Raw genomic sequence first — 16,626 nt, 5'->3', positions numbered from 1 at the left:
CAGGTTCCGGCCAGATTCGTCTGTTTTTTGTCGGGGAAAGGCGCTAGAAGCCGCGAAATGGAATTGAACACGATAGAACGTGACGACATCGGCGCTGCCGCCGAAAACCTGGTCGTTCCGCCTGCCGCGACCAGAAAGGTCTTCGTCAAGACCTATGGCTGCCAGATGAACGTCTACGATTCGCAGCGCATGACCGATGCTCTGGCGGCCGACGGCTATGCCGCGACAGACGCCATCGGCGAGGCCGATCTGGTGCTGCTCAACACCTGTCACATCCGCGAGAAAGCGGCGGAAAAGGTCTATTCCGAACTTGGGCGCATCCGTGAGCTGAAGGCGGAACGTGCCAAGGCCGGGCGCGAAATGCTGGTCGGCGTCGCCGGCTGCGTGGCGCAGGCCGAGGGTGCCGAGATCATCCGCCGCTCGCCGGCTGTCGATCTGGTCATCGGTCCGCAGACCTACCACCGGCTGCCCGGGGTGCTGGCGAGGGCGCGGAGCGGCGAAAAGATCGTCGAGACCGATTATGCCGTCGAAGACAAGTTCGAGCATCTGCCGCAGCCGAAGCGCGCCGAACTGATCAGGCGCGGCGTGACGGCGTTCTTGACCGTTCAGGAAGGCTGCGACAAGTTCTGCACCTTCTGTGTCGTGCCCTATACGCGCGGCTCGGAAGTCTCGCGGCCGGTGGCACAGATCGTCGCCGAAGCCGAGCGCCTGGCGGATGCCGGCGTGCGCGAGGTGACGCTGCTCGGCCAGAATGTCAACGCCTGGCACGGAAGAGGTGAAGACGGCGAGGAATGGGGCCTTGGCCGGCTGCTGTTCAGGCTGGCAGAGATTCCAGGTCTGGCGCGGCTGCGCTACACGACCAGCCATCCGCGCGACATGGACGATGAATTGATCGCCGCCCATCGTGATTTGCCTACGCTGATGCCCTATCTACATTTACCGGTGCAATCCGGCTCCGACCGCATACTCAAGGCGATGAACCGCAGGCATATGGCCAAGGACTATCTGACGTTGATCGACCGCATCCGTGCCGCACGGAACGACATCGCACTGTCCGGCGATTTTATTGTCGGCTTTCCCGGTGAGACGGGAGCGGATTTCGAGGCGACGATGCAGTTGGTCGAAGACGTCAACTATGCCTCGGCCTTCTCGTTCAAATATTCTCCGCGCCCCGGCACGCCGGGCGCGGAGATGGGCGATCACGTGCCGGAGGCCGTCAAGGACGAGCGCCTGCAGCGGCTGCAGGCGCTGCTTCTGAAACAGCAGCAGCATTTCGGCGCAAGCCTGGTCGGCAGGACTATCGACACGCTGATCGAAAAGCCTGGCCGCCAGGCCGGCCAGAAGGTTGGCCGCTCGCCGTGGCTGCAGCCGGTTATTGTTGATGAAAAGGCCGGCGAAATCGGTGACATTATCCAGGTACGAATCACGAAGACGGGCTACAACAGCCTGTTCGCCGAATTGGCCTGAAGGCCTCGGCAGATGAGGAGAGACGGTTGAGCGCTGCTGAAGTCAAGAACCTGCCCCAGAATCTACCCTCCGGGGCCTCGGATATCGCGCACATCGTACTGACTTTCGACAATAACAAGCTTGCCAGCGCCCTTTACGGCCAGTTCGACGAGAATCTGGCCAGGCTCGAGCAGAAGCTCGGCGTCGATATCCGCTCGCGTGGCAACCAATTGACCATCAAGGGCTCTTCCTCGGCCGCCGAGCAGGCGCGCCGCGCCTTGGACAATCTTTACGGCATTCTGCAGAAAGGCACCGATATCGGCCAGTCCGATGTCGACGGCGCCGTGCGCATGGCGATCGCCACCGACGACCAGCTGACGCTGCCGACGCTGGAGCGCAAGGGCAAGGTGTCCGCCGCCCAGATATCGACGCGCAAGAAGACCATCTATGCCCGCTCGCTCAACCAGGACGCCTATATGCGCGCGCTGGAGCGGTCGGAACTCGTCTTCGGCATCGGCCCGGCCGGCACCGGAAAGACCTATCTGGCGGTGGCGCATGCGGCAATGCTGCTCGAACGTGGCATGGTCGAACGGATCGTGCTGTCGCGCCCCGCGGTCGAGGCCGGTGAACGGCTTGGCTTTCTGCCGGGTGACATGAAGGAGAAGGTCGATCCCTATCTGCGGCCGCTCTATGACGCGCTCTACGACATGATGCCGGCCGACAAGGTCGAGCGGGCGATTGCTGCTGAGGTCATCGAGATCGCGCCGCTGGCATTCATGCGCGGCCGTACGCTGGCGCACGCTGCCGTCATCCTCGACGAGGCGCAGAACACCACGCCGATGCAGATGAAGATGTTCCTGACCCGGCTCGGCGAGAACTCGCGCATGATCGTCACCGGCGATCCGACCCAGATCGATCTGCCGCCAAACACCAAATCCGGCCTGGTCGAGGCGCTGAGAATCCTCGACGGCGTCACCGGCATGGTGACCGTACGCTTCAATGAAGGCGACGTCGTCAGGCATCCGCTGGTCGCCGAGATCGTCAAGGCCTACGACCGTGACGGCAAGCTGGCCAGGGGTTTGGGTGTCGAAAGCTGATACGATTATGCGGCCGCATGGCTGAGGAGCAAAAGGCGGGGGGACCGCTTCCCGTCGAAATCGATATCGCGATCGAGGCGGGCGACTGGCCCGACGAGGCGGTGCTGATGCGGCTGGTCGACCACGCCGTCTCGGCCGCCTTTGCCGAAACCGGTGCCGACGGCCGTTCCGAGCTCAGCATCGTCTTTTCCGACGATGCCCGTATCCGCACGCTCAATGCCGGCTGGCGCGGCAAGGACAAGCCGACCAACGTCCTGTCTTTTCCAGCTTTTCCGTTTGCCAGGGGAGGGCCTCTGCCGCCGATGCTCGGCGACATCGTGCTGGCCGCCGAGACTGTCGCGCGCGAGGCGGCACTGGAAGACAAGCCCATCGAGGACCATATCTCCCATCTCGTCATCCATGGCCTGCTGCATTTGCTGGGCTATGATCACGAAACGGATGCCGAAGCGGAACTGATGGAAGCGACAGAGCGCGCAGCACTTGCGAGGCTTGCCATTCCCGATCCCTACACGTAATTACAAAAGACCAATTGACCGGACGATGATGAACGACAAACCAGAGACTGCCGCCCGCTCCGACGCCGGCAGTGTGATCAAGCCTTCCGAAACGACGGAAGAGGGCTCGAGTCCGAGTACCACGACCGGCAGCTTCGCCAGCGAGGCATCGCCTGCCGGTCCTTCCCTGTTCGATCGCGTGCTCGGGCTTTTCAGGCACCGCAACGGCACCAGCCTGCGCGAGGAGATTGCCGGTGCGCTTGCCGAAACGGCGAGCGATGCAGAATCCTTCTCGCCCGGCGAACGCGCCATGCTCAACAACATCCTGCGCCTGCGCGAAGTGCGGGTCGAGGACGTCATGGTGCCGCGCGCCGACATCGAGGCGGTCGAGATCACCACGAAGCTCGGCGACCTTCTGGGGTTGTTCGAGCAGTCCGGCCATTCCCGCATGCCGGTCTATTCGGAGACGCTCGACGATCCGCGCGGCATGGTCCATATCCGCGACGTGCTGGCGCATATCACCAAGGTCGCCCGCGTCAGAAAGGGCAGGACGACCAGGAAAACTCCGGTCGCGACGGTTCTCGATCTCGCCCAGGTCGATCTGGCGCGCACCATCGGCGATCTCAGCCTGATCCGACCGGTGCTGTTCGTGCCGCCGTCGATGCTCGCCTCCGACCTGATGGGGCGAATGCAGACGACGCGCACCCAGATGGCGCTGGTCATCGACGAATATGGCGGCACTGACGGTCTCGTCTCGCTCGAGGATATCGTCGAGATGGTGGTCGGCGACATCGAGGACGAGCATGACGAGGACGAGCCGATGATTACCCAGGCCGGCGAAGGCGTCTTCATCGTCGACGGCAAGGCCGAGATCGACGACGTCGCCAAGATGATCGGCGAGGATTTCGCCGCCGGCGAGCACGGCGAATATGTCGACACGATCGGCGGCATGATCTTCAACACGCTTGGCCGGGTGCCGGCGCGCGGCGAAGTGGTGCAGGCCATACCCGGCTTCGAGTTCCATGTGCTCGACGCCGATCCGCGCCGCGTCAAGCGCGTGCGCATCGTCGAGACCCTGAAGGGCGAGCGCCGCCGCCGCGCCGTCCGCACCGAGCAGGCTTAGACGCTGCGTTTCGGCAAGCGGTGGAAACCGTTTAGCGTCTTAGCTGGCCGTTAGAGCCAACCCTGGACCATGGCTTGCAGCGAATGCGGTCCAAAGATCCGACACCGAAAGAGTTCCTTTCCAAGGCCGAGCCAGCGCGAACAGCAGGACTGCACTTGGGACGGAAACCATCAGCATGGCCAGACGCCATTGAGCAGCGAATGTCGCCTCAAGTGAATTGTGCTCCCGTGACGACCAGCATCATCGCATCGCTGGGCAAGGTCTGCCGAGGTCGAGGCCGAAGTTAATGCTCGGCAGCCCCAGCTGGGCGCCATTTGGAGCCAAGGCCGCGGCCTGATAAATCTTGCTTCCTGATTCGCACGACTCGGAAGCATAGATGGAGCGCCAGGCCGGCCGGATAATTCTGCTTTGGGGCTGGCGGCGCGCGCTGGTGGCGTTTCTTGCCGGCGCGCTGGCGGTTCTTGCCCAGGCGCCGTACGATTTCTTCGCCGTCTGTTTCGTTTCGTTTCCCCTGCTGGTGTGGCTCCTCGACGGCGCGACCGGCGAAGCCTCGGACGGTTTTCTGCGGCGCTTGCGTCCGGCCTTCGCCATCGGCTGGTGGTTCGGTTTCGGCTACTTTCTTGCCGGTCTCTGGTGGGTCGGCTCGGCGCTTCTGGTCGAGGCCGACAGCTTTGCCTGGGCCTTGCCGTTCGCGGTGGTCGGCATCCCCCTCGCGCTCGCCTTCTTCTATGGTTTCGCCGCCGTGGTCGCCCGGCTGTTGTGGAGCAACGACATCGGACGCATCGCCGCGCTCGCCTTCGGCTTTGCGCTGGCGGAATGGCTGCGCGGCTTCCTGTTCACCGGCTTTCCGTGGAATGCCGTCGGCTATGCGGCGATGCCGGTACCTTTGCTGATGCAGAGCGTCTCGGTGACCGGCATGGTCGGCATGGACGCGCTTGCGGTCTTCGTCTTTGCGCTGCCGGCGCTGCTTGCGGCGCGCCGGCATCTCCGCCTCGGCGCGGCATTGCTTGTCGTGCTCGTCGCCGCCCATGCCGGCTTCGGCTATATCCGGCTCGCCGCCCCCGAAAAGCCGGCCGCCCGCAGCCTTGACGTCCGTATCGTGCAGCCTGCCGTCGACCTTACGGAAAAATGGGATACCTCGGTGCGTGACCGCATCTTCGCCACCATGATGGGGCTTTCGGCCAAGGCGCCGGAACCCGGCCATGACAGGCCGCAATTGATCCTGTGGCCGGAGACCTCCGTGCCGTTTCTGTTCACCGAACGTCCGGATGCCCTGCCTGCGATCGGAGAGATGCTCGGCGATGGCCAGATGCTGGTCGCCGGCGTCGTTCGCGAAGAAGGCGGCTCGGCGGCCGGCAGCCGTTACTACAACTCTGTGGTGGCGATCGACGAAAGGGGCGAAATCGTCGATGCCGTCGACAAGGTCCACCTGGTACCCTTCGGCGAATACCTGCCTTTTGCCGATCTGCTCGGCCGCTTCGGGCTTGAGCAGCTTGTTGCCGGTCCAATGACCTTCGCGGCGGGCAATGAGCGGCATCCGATCGCGCTGCCCGGCGGTATCCGGGCGCTGCCGTTTATTTGCTATGAGGTCATCTTTCCCGATCTGGTCGCAGTTGACGCAACGTCAGCCGAGCTTATTGTGAACGTCACCAATGACGCCTGGTTCGGCGACACGCCGGGGCCGTACCAGCACTTCAGGCAGGCGCAGATCCGGGCGGTGGAGAATGGGGTGCCCCTGTTGCGCGCGGCTAATAACGGCATTTCGGCCGTTGTCGACTCGCGCGGTCGCATCGTCGACGCGCTGGCAATCGATGCACGCGGCGCGATCGATGTGCGTGTGCCGATCTCCAACCAAGCCATCGTTTCCTCCGGCCAACGACGCATTAACGGAATGCTGATCATGTTTTTGCTTGCCGTTGCGGCATGCATTTTGAACGTAAGGCAAAGGCTACGGGCGAATTGACAGCCGACACATTAGAAACTCATACTGTAAGCGCCTGAAAATTTTCGAAGTCGATAAGGTCGTTCTGTTGGGGCACGGGCCGCGGCGTCGTTTGGGCAGCAAAATAGAAAAAGCCGGAAAAATTCGGCGAGGAAAAAATGACAGAAGAAAACAAGAAAAAGCCGAATCCGATCGACATCCACGTCGGAAGCCGCATCCGGCTTCGCCGCAATATGCTGGGAATGAGCCAGGAAAAACTGGGTGAAAACCTCGGCATAACGTTCCAGCAGATCCAAAAGTACGAAAAGGGCACCAATCGCGTCGGCGCCAGCCGTTTGCAGGCAATCGCCTCCATACTCGGCGTCCCCGTCGCCTTCTTTTTCGAGGATGCGCCCGGTCAGGAGCCCGTGGGCAACCGTGGATTTGCCGAGGATGCTTCGATGACCTCCGCCGTCGAATTCTGCGGCAGCCCGGAAGGCCTCCAGCTGAATCGCGCCTTCGTCAAGATCGCCGATGTGAAAGTGCGCCGCAAGATCATCGAGTTGGTGAAGTCGCTTTCCACCGACGAAGTCGATTGACTGGCCCGTGAAGAGTTCAACAAGGAAGGGCTCGTCGTAGCTGGGCATGCAATTTCTCGCGGCTGCGCGCATTGAGGGATGTTCATTCCGCAGATGCGCTAAAGCGCAGATCGATTTCGCTCGACTCGCTTCCTGGAAGCCGTTTTCCTCAGTCTGTTGCGCAAGGGCTGATCGCAGTGCGCCCTGCCGCCGTCTCGGGATGCAAGGATAATAACGTCAAAATTCATGCCAGAACGGCTGCATGGCTTGACTAGCGACGCCCGGCACCGTTAACAACTGGCGCGCCAAAATCGGCGGCCTGCCGATATTTTTTTCAAGAGGGGACACCCGTGACGCGGCACAATTACTTCTTCACCTCGGAATCCGTTGCCGAGGGCCATCCCGACAAGGTCTGCGACCGCATCTCCGACGAGATTGTCGATCTCGTCTATCGCGAAGCCAGAAAGACCGGCATGGACCCGTGGAAGGTCCGCGTTGCCTGCGAGACGCTTGCGACGACCAATCGCGTTGTCATCGCCGGCGAGGTGCGCGTCCCCGAGACGCTGCTCAAGAAGGACAAGGAGGGCAACGTCCTGAAGGATGCGGCCGGCCATCCGATCGTCAACCCGGCCAAGTTCAAGTCGGTCGCTCGCAAGGCGATCCGCGAAATCGGCTACGAGCAGGCCGGCTTCCACTGGAAGACAGCCAAGATCGAGGTCCTGCTGCACGGCCAGTCGCCGGATATCGGCCAAGGCGTCGACAACGCCTCCGACCGGCAAGGCGAGGAGGGAGCCGGCGACCAGGGCATCATGTTTGGCTATGCCTGCCGCGAAACCCCGGACTTGATGCCGGCGCCGATCTATTACAGCCACAAGATCCTCGAATTGCTGGCGGCTGCGCGCCATGAAGGCAGCGGTGATGCCGGCAGGCTCGGGCCGGATGCCAAGAGCCAGGTCACCGTCCGCTATGTCGACGGCAAAGCGGCGGAAGTGACGCAGATCGTGCTGTCGACCCAGCATCTCGATGAGACGTGGGATTCGAAGAAGGTGCGCAACGTCGTCGAGCCCTATATTCGCGAAGCACTGGGCGACCTGAAGATTGCCGACAATTGCAACTGGTACATCAATCCGACCGGCAAGTTCGTCATCGGCGGGCCTGATGGCGACGCCGGCCTGACCGGCCGCAAGATCATCGTCGACACTTATGGTGGGGCTGCGCCTCATGGCGGCGGCGCTTTTTCTGGCAAGGACACCACCAAGGTCGACCGCTCGGCGGCCTATGCGGCGCGTTATCTCGCCAAGAACGTGGTTGCCGCAAAGCTCGCCGATCGCTGCACCATCCAGCTTTCCTATGCGATCGGTGTCGCCCAGCCGCTGTCGATCTACGTCGACCTGCACGGCACCGGCAAGGTCGACGAGGCAAAACTCGAGCGTGCACTGCGCGCCGTGATGGACCTGTCGCCTTCCGGCATCCGCCGCCACCTCGATCTCAACAAGCCGATCTATGCCAAGACGTCGTCCTACGGCCATTTTGGCCGCAAGGCCGGCCGCGACGGATCCTTCTCCTGGGAGAAGACCGATCTCGCCAAGGCGCTCAAGGACGCTCTCGCCGAACCGGTCGCCGAAGCAGTCGCCGCCTAACCGCGGCGCCTATGGATCCGAAGGACCGGCCAAGCCGTGCGACCGAGGCCTTTTTCGGTCGCCGGCGCGGCAAGACCATTCGACCACAACAGGCAGCGGCGCTGGAGAGCGGCTTCGCCGCCTACAAGCTCGATCTGACGGTTGAACCGCCGGCCGACTTGCGCAGCCTTTTCGAAGCCGAAGTTTCGGCTGTCCAGCTCGAAATCGGTTTTGGCGGCGGCGAACATCTTCTGCACCGTGCTACGGCCAGCCAGGCGACCGGCTTTATCGGCGTCGAGCCTTTCGTCAACGGCATGGCCAAGATGATGATGGCGGTCCGGGAGCGGCCGCTTGCCAATCTGCGCGTCTACGACGACGACGCCACACGTCTGCTGGACTGGCTGCCGCAGGCTTCGCTTGACGGCATTGACCTTCTCTATCCGGATCCGTGGCCGAAGAAGAAGCACTGGAAGCGGCGCTTCGTCAGCCCGGTCAATCTCAACCGCTTCGCGCGCGTCCTGAAGCACGGCGGAAAGTTCCACTTTGCGTCCGATATCGATAGCTATGTGAACTGGACGCTCCTGCATTGCCGGGCGCACGACGCCTTCACGTGGCAGGCAAGCGAAGCAGCCGACTGGCACCGGCCCTATGATGGCTGGCCGGGGACGCGCTATGAGGCCAAGGCCATTCGCGAAGGCCGACGGCCCGCCTATCTCACCTTCGTGCGGAAATAAGCGGGAAATTAGAGCTGAGCACAAGGCGAGCCGGCCGAAGGCTCTCGGCGCTCACTTGGCTCAGAAGCGACGGATCTTGTCGAAGGCTGCCGGCTCCATGCCGGGATTGCGCAGATCATGCGCACGCGGCTTGCGACCGCTTTCCACAGCCCGCGACGCGGCTACGGCGCTGCCGAACACGCTAAAGACATCGCCTATGGCTGAAAAAAATCCCCTTTCGAGCGCAGTGAGCGCTCCAATTGTGCAATGCAACGTAGATAGTCGTGCGTGGCCGGTGCTCAAACGGTGATCACTGCATGGGCGCCATGCATTTGGAGCAGCGCTGCGGACTCGGAGCCTTGCCGTCATGCAGGACGGGCTTGAAACGAGGACCACGATCGTCTATATCAGCTTCAAATTCTTGGTCGGTATGACGAAGAGTGGGTCCACCCGGTCCCGCTCTTTTTTATTACCTGCCGACCGACAGAAATCGAGTGACGGGACCGAATGACAGTGACGGCAAGCGAAGGCGACGACCGCATCATCCGCGAAAGCGGCATCGATGCGCGCATCGCGCTGATCGTTCAGCCGGTACTGCGCGCCATTGGCTTCCGCTTGGTACGTGTGCACTTGTCGGGCCAGAACGGGCTGACGCTGCAGATCATGGCCGAGCGCGAGGACGGCACCATGACGGTCGAGGATTGTGAAGAGGTCAGCCGGGCGGTATCGCCGGCGCTCGATGTCGATGATCCGATCGAGAAGGCTTATCATCTCGAAGTGTCGTCGCCGGGCATCGACCGGCCGCTGGTCCGCAAATCGGACTTTGCAGCCTGGACCGGCCATCTGGTGAAGATGGAAACGTCGGTTCTCGTCGCCGACCGTAAGCGCTTCAAGGGCAAGATCGCCGAAAGCGACGCGGACGGTGTGCTGATCGAGCGTGACAAGGCCGCTTACGGCGAGGAGCCGACGGTACGTGTTCCCTACGATGCGATTGCCGAAGCGCGGCTGATTCTGACCGACGACCTTATCCGCGATGCGCTGTCGAAGGACAATCGGGCGCGCAAGGAAGCCAGGAAACGCCGCGGCGAACCCGAAGACGCACCAGAGGGTGCGGAAGACGAAACCGAACAGGAAATGTGATTGGGCTGCCGGCCGTAGAGGTCGGCAACAAGCTCGGGAGAAAGAAGATGGTTGTAAGCGCCAACAGGCTTGAACTGCTGCAGATCGCCGATGCGGTCGCGCGTGAAAAGTCGATCGACAAGTCGATCGTCATCGCCGCCATGGCCGATGCGATCCAGAAGGCCGCGCGCTCGCGCTACGGCCAGGAAACCAATATCCGCGCCGACATCAATGCCAACACCGGCGAGATGAAGCTGCAGCGGCTGATGGAAGTGGTCGAGAAGGTCGATGACTACGCGACACAGATTGCCATTTCCTCGGCGCGCGAGCGCAATCCGGACGCCCAGCTCGGCGATTTCATTGCCGAACAGCTACCGCCGATGGATTTTGGCCGCATCGCCGCCCAGTCGGCCAAGCAGGTCATCGTGCAGAAGGTGCGCGAGGCCGAGCGGGACCGGCAATACGACGAATACAAGGACCGTATCGGCGAGATCGTCAACGGTACCGTCAAGCGCGTCGAATACGGCAACGTCATCGTCGATCTCGGCCGCGGCGAGGCGATCATCCGCCGCGACGAGCTGATTCCGCGCGAAAACTACAAATATGGCGATCGCGTCCGCGCCTATGTCTATGACGTGCGCCGCGAACAGCGCGGCCCGCAGATCTTCCTGTCGCGCACCCATCCGCAGTTCATGGCGAAGCTGTTCACCATGGAAGTGCCGGAAATCTACGACGGCATCATCGAGATCAAGTCGGTCGCCCGCGATCCGGGTTCGCGCGCCAAGATCGCTGTCATCTCGCGCGACAGCTCCATCGATCCGGTCGGCGCCTGCGTCGGCATGCGCGGCAGCCGCGTCCAGGCGGTCGTCGGTGAATTGCAGGGCGAGAAGATCGACATCATTCCTTGGTCGCCTTCGGCGGCGTCCTTCATTGTCAATGCATTGCAGCCGGCGGAAGTCGCCAAGGTCGTGCTCGACGAGGATGCCGAGCGCATCGAGGTCGTCGTTCCCGACGATCAGCTGTCGCTGGCCATCGGCCGCCGCGGCCAGAACGTCCGTCTTGCCTCGCAGCTCACCGGCTGGGATATCGACATCCTGACCGAGCAGGAAGAGAGCGAACGCCGCCAGAAGGAATTCGTCGAACGGTCGTCGCTGTTCATGGAAGCCCTCGACGTCGACGAGATGGTCGGCCAGGTGCTCGCTTCCGAAGGCTTCACCAGCGTCGAGGAGGTCGCGTATGTCGACTCCGGCGAAATCGCGTCGATCGACGGCTTCGACGAGGACACGGCTTCGGAAATCCAGACCCGCGCCCGCGAATATCTGGAGAAGATCGAAGCCGAGCATGACGAGAAGCGCAAGGCGCTCGGCGTCAAGGACGAGCTGCGCGAGATCCCCGGCATCACCACCGCCATGATGGTGACGCTCGGCGAGGACGGCGTGAAGACGATCGAGGATTTCGCCGGCTACGCCGCCGACGACCTGACCGGTTGGAAGGAACGCAAGGACGGCGAGACGAAGGTATTCCCGGGTGTGCTCGCCAACCACGGCGTATCACGCGCCGATGCCGAGCAGATGGTCCTGGCCGCTCGCCTGAAGGCTGGCTGGATCACCGAAGACGAGCTTGCCGCCGAGGGCGTGCCGGCTGACGAAACCGTCGGTGCGTGAGGTGAAACCGCATCGCACCGAACCCGCCCTTGGACGAGATGAACGATCGCACCTGCATCGTCACCCGCAGTCAAGCCGAACCGGATGAACTGATCCGTTTCGTCGTCGGCCCGGATTCGGCCGTCGTTCCGGACATCAAGAGAAACCTGCCCGGCCGCGGTTGCTGGGTGACGGCCGACCGCCTACATATAGAGAAGGCAGCGGCCAAAAACCTGTTTGCCCGTGCTTTTAAGGCGCAGGTGAGCGTGCCGGCCGATCTTGGCGGCATGGTGGACGCGCTGCTTTCCAGGTCCGCTCTGGGCATGCTTGGCCTGGCCCGCAAGGCGGGCGCTATGGCGCTCGGAGCGACCAAGGTCGAGAGCGCCGTGCGCGGCGGACTTGCACTTTTCGTGCTCCACGCGACCGAGGCTTCCGACGATGGCGTCCGCAAGATAAGCCAGGCGCGACGGGCAACCGTCCACCTTGGCGGGCCTGCGATCCGCGCTTACAAACTTTTCTCCGAGGCCGAGTTGAGCTTGGCATTGGGGGGTACAAATGTGATACATGCTGCCGTTCTCGCGGGAGACGCGGGCAGGGCGGTCCAGAAGCGCATGGTTGCGCTCGACCGATATCGGGGCGGTTCCCCGGACGATCTGGCAATGCTTGCGGCCGTTGCTGACGAAGATGATGCCGCAGAGGATATGGAATGAGCGATACGAAATCGGGCGACGACAAGACGCTGAGTGTTACGCCGAAGAAGACCTTGACGCTGAAGCGCCCCGGCATGGAACAGGGCACGGTGCGCCAGAACTTCTCGCACGGCCGCACCAAGTCGGTGGTCGTCGAGACCAAGAAGCGCAAGTTCTCGCTGCCCGGCGACAAGCCGGAGCCGGCGGCAGCGCCTGTGTCCGTCTTCACGCCGAAGCCGGTCGCGGCAGCGCCCGCCGTGCAGGAAGCTCCCAAGGCGCCTCCCCCTCCGCCGCCGGTCGAACGCGGCGGCATGGTGCTGAACGAGTTGTCGCGCCAGGAAATGGAAGCACGCCGCCGGGCTCTCGAGGGCTCGAAGGTCCGCGATGTCGAGGATCGCCAGCGCGCCATCGAGGAAGCCAAGCGCCGCAGCGAGGACGAAGAGCGCCGCCGCCGCGAGCGGGAGGAATCGGCTCGCCGTCAGGCCGAGGAAGAGGCACGGCGGCAAGCCGAGGCCGAATCCCGCCGCCGTGCCGAGGAAGAGGCGCGCCGCCGTGCGCCGCTCGCCGCCGAACTGGCAACAGTCGATGACGAGGAAGAGGTCAAACCGAAGCGGACCGGTGCCGGCGCACCAGTGCGCCGTCTGGTCACGCCGGAAGTGGCGCGTCCGGCCAAACCGACCAAGGGCGAGGAGGACCGCCGCCGCGGCAAGCTGACGCTGAATTCGGCGCTTTCCGACGAGGATGCGCGCGCCCGCTCGCTCTCGTCGATGCGCCGCCGTCAGGAGAAATTCAAGCGCGCGTTGCATAACGAGCCACGCGAGAAAGTCATGCGTGAAGTGATCCTGCCCGAAACCATCACCATCCAGGAGCTGGCGCAGCGCATGTCCGAGCGCGCTGTCGACGTGGTCAAGTTCTTCATGAAGCAGGGCCAGATCCTGAAGCCTGGTGACGTCATCGACGCCGACACGGCCGAACTCGTCGCCACCGAATTTGGCCACACGGTCCGCCGCGTCGCCGAGTCCGACATCGAAGAGGGCTTGTTCAACATCGCCGATCGTCCCGAGGACCTGCAGCCGCGTCCGCCGGTGGTAACGATCATGGGTCATGTCGATCACGGCAAGACCTCGTTGCTCGATGCCATCCGCAATGCCAACGTCGTCTCCGGCGAGGCCGGCGGCATTACCCAGCATATCGGCGCCTATCAGGTCGAGAAGAACGCTCACAAGGTTACCTTCATCGACACGCCCGGCCACGCCGCCTTCACGGCGATGCGTGCCCGCGGTGCCCAGGCGACCGATATCGCCATCCTGGTGGTGGCAGCCGACGACAGCGTCATGCCGCAGACGATCGAATCGATCAATCATGCCAAGGCGGCCGGCGTTCCGATCATTGTGGCGATCAACAAGATCGACAAGCATGACGCCGACCCGCAGAAGGTGCGTTCGGAACTGCTGCGCCACGAGGTGTTCGTCGAATCGATGGGCGGCGAGGTGCTGGATGTCGAGGTGTCGGCGACCAAGGGCATCAATCTCGACAAGTTGCTCGAAGCGATCCTGCTGCAGGCCGAAATCCTCGACCTGAAGGCCAATCCGGACCGCACCGCGGAAGGCGTGGTCATCGAAGCCCAGCTCGACAAGGGCCGCGGCCCAGTCGCTACCGTGCTGGTGCAGACCGGCACGTTGATGCCGGGCGACATTCTCGTCGCCGGCAACGAATGGGGCCGGGTACGCGCGCTCGTCAATGATCGCGGCGAGCAGGTCAAGGAAGCGCCGCCGGCAATGCCGGTGGAAGTCCTCGGTCTGCAAGGTACGCCGCTGGCCGGCGACCGCTTCGCCGTTGTCAACAACGAAGCCCGCGCCCGCGAGATCACCGAATATCGCCAGCGTCTGGCGCGTGAGAAGGCTGTGGCCAGGCATGCCGGCCAGCGCGGCTCGCTTGAACAGATGATGTCGCAGTTGCAGACCAGCGGATTGAAGGAATTCCCGCTGGTCATCAAGGGCGACGTGCAGGGCTCGATCGAGGCGATCAACGCGGCGCTCGACAATCTCGGCACCGACGAGGTGCGCGCCCGCATCGTCCATGCGGGGGCTGGCGGCATTACCGAAAGCGACGTGTCGCTGGCGGAAACTTCGGGGGCTGCGATCATCGGCTTCAACGTTCGCGCCAATGCGCAGGCCCGCGCAGCCGCGGCTGCGGCAGGCATCGAGATCCGCTACTATTCGATCATCTACAATCTGGTCGATGATGTGAAAGCGGCGCTCTCCGGCCTGCTCTCGCCGGAGCGTCGCGAGACCTTCATCGGCAATGCCGAGATCCTCGAGATCTTCGACATCACCAAGGTCGGCAAGATCGCCGGCTGCCGTGTCACCGAAGGCAAGGTCGAGCGTGGTGCGGGCGTGCGCCTGATCCGCGACAACGTCGTCATCCACGAAGGCACGCTGAAGACCCTGAAGCGCTTCAAGGACGAGGTTTCGGAAGTTCCGGGCGGCCAGGAATGCGGCATGGCCTTCCAGAACTACGAGGACATGCGCGTCGGTGACGTCATCGAGTGCTTCCGCGTCGAGATGGTGACCAGGACGCTCTGAGCTCGAACGTTCGAGTTCGGGCATCCATCGAGACCGGGCGGTGGTCGAAAGACCGCCGCCCAAACCATATGAGACATGTGGTGCGGTCCTATCCCGCGCCCCACGATTTCAGGATAGAGAAAAATGTCCCGTTCAATCACATCAGGCCCATCCCAGCGCATGCTTCGCGTAGGCGAGCAGGTGCGCCATGCTCTGTCGGAAACCTTGCAGCGCGGCGAGATCCTCGATCCGCTGATCGAGAACACGGTGGTTTCGGTCTCGGAAGTGCGCATGTCGCCCGATCTCAAGATCGCCACCGCCTTCGTTTCGCCGCTCGGCGCCAAGGATGCCGGGGCGGTGATCGAGGCGCTCAACAAGCATGCGAAGTTCGTGCGCGGCCGCGTCTCCGGCGCGCTGCGCCAGATGAAGTACATGCCGGAATTCCGCTTCCGGCTCGACACCAGCTACGACAATTTCCAGAAGATAAACGAGTTGCTGCACTCGCCCGAAGTGGCGCGCGATCTCAGCGCCGACGACAAAGACAAAGACGACCGGAAGGACAGCGAATAGTGGCGCGTCGCGGCAAGAAGAAGGGCCGGCCGATCTCGGGCTGGCTGGTACTGGACAAGCCGGTCGGCATGGGCTCGACTGAAGCCGTCTCCAAGATCAAATGGCTGTTCCAGGCGGAAAAGGCCGGCCATGCCGGCACGCTCGACCCGCTGGCGTCCGGCATGCTGCCGATCGCGCTCGGCGAAGCGACCAAGACCGTGCCATACGTCCAGGACGGCGCCAAGGTCTACCGCTTCACGGTTGCCTGGGGCGAGGAGCGTTCGACCGACGACCTCGAAGGCCCGGCGACCAAAAGCTCGGACCGCCGTCCGGCGGAAGCCGACGTACGGGCGCTGCTTTCGAAATATACCGGCGTCATCATGCAGACGCCGCCGCAATTTTCGGCGATCAAGATCGCCGGCGAGCGCGCCTACGACCTTGCCCGCGATGGCGAGACGATCGACATTCCGGCACGCGAGGTCGAGATCGGCCGGCTCGATCTGGTCGAGCACATGGCCGATCGCACCATCTTCGAGGTCGAATGCGGCAAGGGCACCTATGTCCGCTCGCTGGCGCGCGACATGGGCCGCGACCTTGGCTGCTTTGGTCACATCGCCGAGCTGCGGCGGGTCGAGGTCGAGCCGTTCACGCAGGAAGATTTCGTTACCCTGGCCGAGCTGGAAGCCGCCCGCTTCGGCGAGCAGGGCGAGCCGCAAGCAGCAGACGCCCCGATCGACTTCGGTGCCATCGATGCACTTCTGGTCGACACCGCCGCCGCGCTCGAATGCCTGCCGCAGGTCGCGATCAGCGATGATGCGGCAACCAAAATCCGCCTCGGCAATCCGGTCATCATTCGCGGCCGTGACGCGCCGGTAGAAGCGGAGGAGGCCTGCGCCACCGCGCGCGGCAAGCTGGTCGCCATCGGCGCCATCGAGCAAGGCATGTTCAAGCCAAAGCGGGTCTTTATCGGGTAACAGCTGTCTCTCGGCGCATGATCTCCAACCGGATTCTATTTTGGGAAAGGATCATGCGCTAAATCAACAGGCCTACGGCGTCGTTTGCCGTCCGAAA

14 protein-coding genes are annotated in these 16,626 nt (G+C 63.1%); all 14 read left to right on the top strand.

What is annotated here, in order from left to right; translation table 11 throughout:
• Nucleotides 1-57: 57 nt before the first annotated feature.
• The 14 genes from miaB (at nt 58) to truB (ending at nt 16,529) form a co-directional block, all read left to right on the top strand.
• Nucleotides 58-1,467 (top strand): tRNA (N6-isopentenyl adenosine(37)-C2)-methylthiotransferase MiaB, encoded by a 1,410-nt coding sequence (gene miaB, locus NKH93_RS06515; protein ID WP_352681250.1) that lies wholly within the window; start codon nt 58-60, stop codon nt 1,465-1,467.
• A gap of 26 nt (nt 1,468-1,493) precedes the next feature.
• Nucleotides 1,494-2,543 carry a PhoH family protein gene (locus NKH93_RS06510; RefSeq protein ID WP_352541253.1) on the top strand — a complete coding sequence of 350 codons (1,050 nt, stop codon included), beginning with the start codon at nt 1,494-1,496 and terminating at the stop codon, nt 2,541-2,543.
• A gap of 17 nt (nt 2,544-2,560) precedes the next feature.
• The gene (gene ybeY, locus NKH93_RS06505) at nt 2,561-3,058 is read left to right on the top strand and encodes an rRNA maturation RNase YbeY (protein ID WP_352541254.1); all 498 of its coding nucleotides are present in this window, start codon (nt 2,561-2,563) and stop codon (nt 3,056-3,058) included.
• A 28-nt stretch (nt 3,059-3,086) separates the two neighbouring features.
• Nucleotides 3,087-4,160 (top strand): hemolysin family protein, encoded by a 1,074-nt coding sequence (locus NKH93_RS06500; RefSeq protein WP_352613880.1) that lies wholly within the window; start codon nt 3,087-3,089, stop codon nt 4,158-4,160.
• A 376-nt stretch (nt 4,161-4,536) separates the two neighbouring features.
• Nucleotides 4,537-6,123: an apolipoprotein N-acyltransferase gene (gene lnt / locus NKH93_RS06495; RefSeq protein WP_352969665.1), complete on the top strand. Its 1,587-nt coding sequence runs from the start codon at nt 4,537-4,539 to the stop codon at nt 6,121-6,123.
• A gap of 137 nt (nt 6,124-6,260) precedes the next feature.
• A complete protein-coding gene (locus NKH93_RS06490) occupies nt 6,261-6,680 on the top strand; it encodes a helix-turn-helix domain-containing protein (protein ID WP_023676895.1) in 420 nt (139 codons plus the stop codon).
• 329 nt (nt 6,681-7,009) lie between these two features.
• A complete protein-coding gene (metK, locus tag NKH93_RS06485; protein ID WP_023676896.1) occupies nt 7,010-8,299 on the top strand; it encodes a methionine adenosyltransferase in 1,290 nt (429 codons plus the stop codon).
• A gap of 11 nt (nt 8,300-8,310) precedes the next feature.
• Complete coding sequence (trmB, locus tag NKH93_RS06480) at nt 8,311-9,012, top strand: tRNA (guanine(46)-N(7))-methyltransferase TrmB (protein WP_352969663.1); 702 nt, start codon at nt 8,311-8,313, stop codon at nt 9,010-9,012.
• 486 nt (nt 9,013-9,498) lie between these two features.
• Nucleotides 9,499-10,131, top strand: a complete 633-nt coding sequence (rimP, locus tag NKH93_RS06475) for a ribosome maturation factor RimP (protein WP_023676900.1) — start codon at nt 9,499-9,501, stop codon at nt 10,129-10,131.
• Between the two features lie 47 nt (nt 10,132-10,178).
• Nucleotides 10,179-11,774, top strand: a complete 1,596-nt coding sequence (gene nusA / locus NKH93_RS06470; RefSeq protein ID WP_023676901.1) for a transcription termination factor NusA — start codon at nt 10,179-10,181, stop codon at nt 11,772-11,774.
• Between the two features lie 38 nt (nt 11,775-11,812).
• The gene (locus NKH93_RS06465) at nt 11,813-12,463 is read left to right on the top strand and encodes an RNA-binding protein (RefSeq protein WP_352470189.1); all 651 of its coding nucleotides are present in this window, start codon (nt 11,813-11,815) and stop codon (nt 12,461-12,463) included.
• Entirely contained in the window at nt 12,460-15,027 is a 2,568-nt protein-coding gene (gene infB / locus NKH93_RS06460; RefSeq protein WP_352969661.1) for a translation initiation factor IF-2, read from the top strand. Before NKH93_RS06465 ends, infB begins: the two co-directional genes overlap by 4 nt.
• 123 nt (nt 15,028-15,150) lie before the next feature.
• Nucleotides 15,151-15,576: a 30S ribosome-binding factor RbfA gene (gene rbfA / locus NKH93_RS06455; RefSeq protein WP_352969659.1), complete on the top strand. Its 426-nt coding sequence runs from the start codon at nt 15,151-15,153 to the stop codon at nt 15,574-15,576.
• Nucleotides 15,576-16,529 (top strand): tRNA pseudouridine(55) synthase TruB, encoded by a 954-nt coding sequence (gene truB, locus NKH93_RS06450; RefSeq protein WP_023676905.1) that lies wholly within the window; start codon nt 15,576-15,578, stop codon nt 16,527-16,529. Before rbfA ends, truB begins: the two co-directional genes overlap by 1 nt.
• Nucleotides 16,530-16,626 lie beyond the last annotated feature (97 nt).

The sequence above is a fragment of the Mesorhizobium sp. M0954 genome (genome assembly GCF_040319155.1).
Taxonomy (GTDB): Bacteria; Pseudomonadota; Alphaproteobacteria; order Rhizobiales; family Rhizobiaceae; genus Mesorhizobium.
This window is presented reverse-complemented; position numbering and strand designations above follow the sequence as displayed.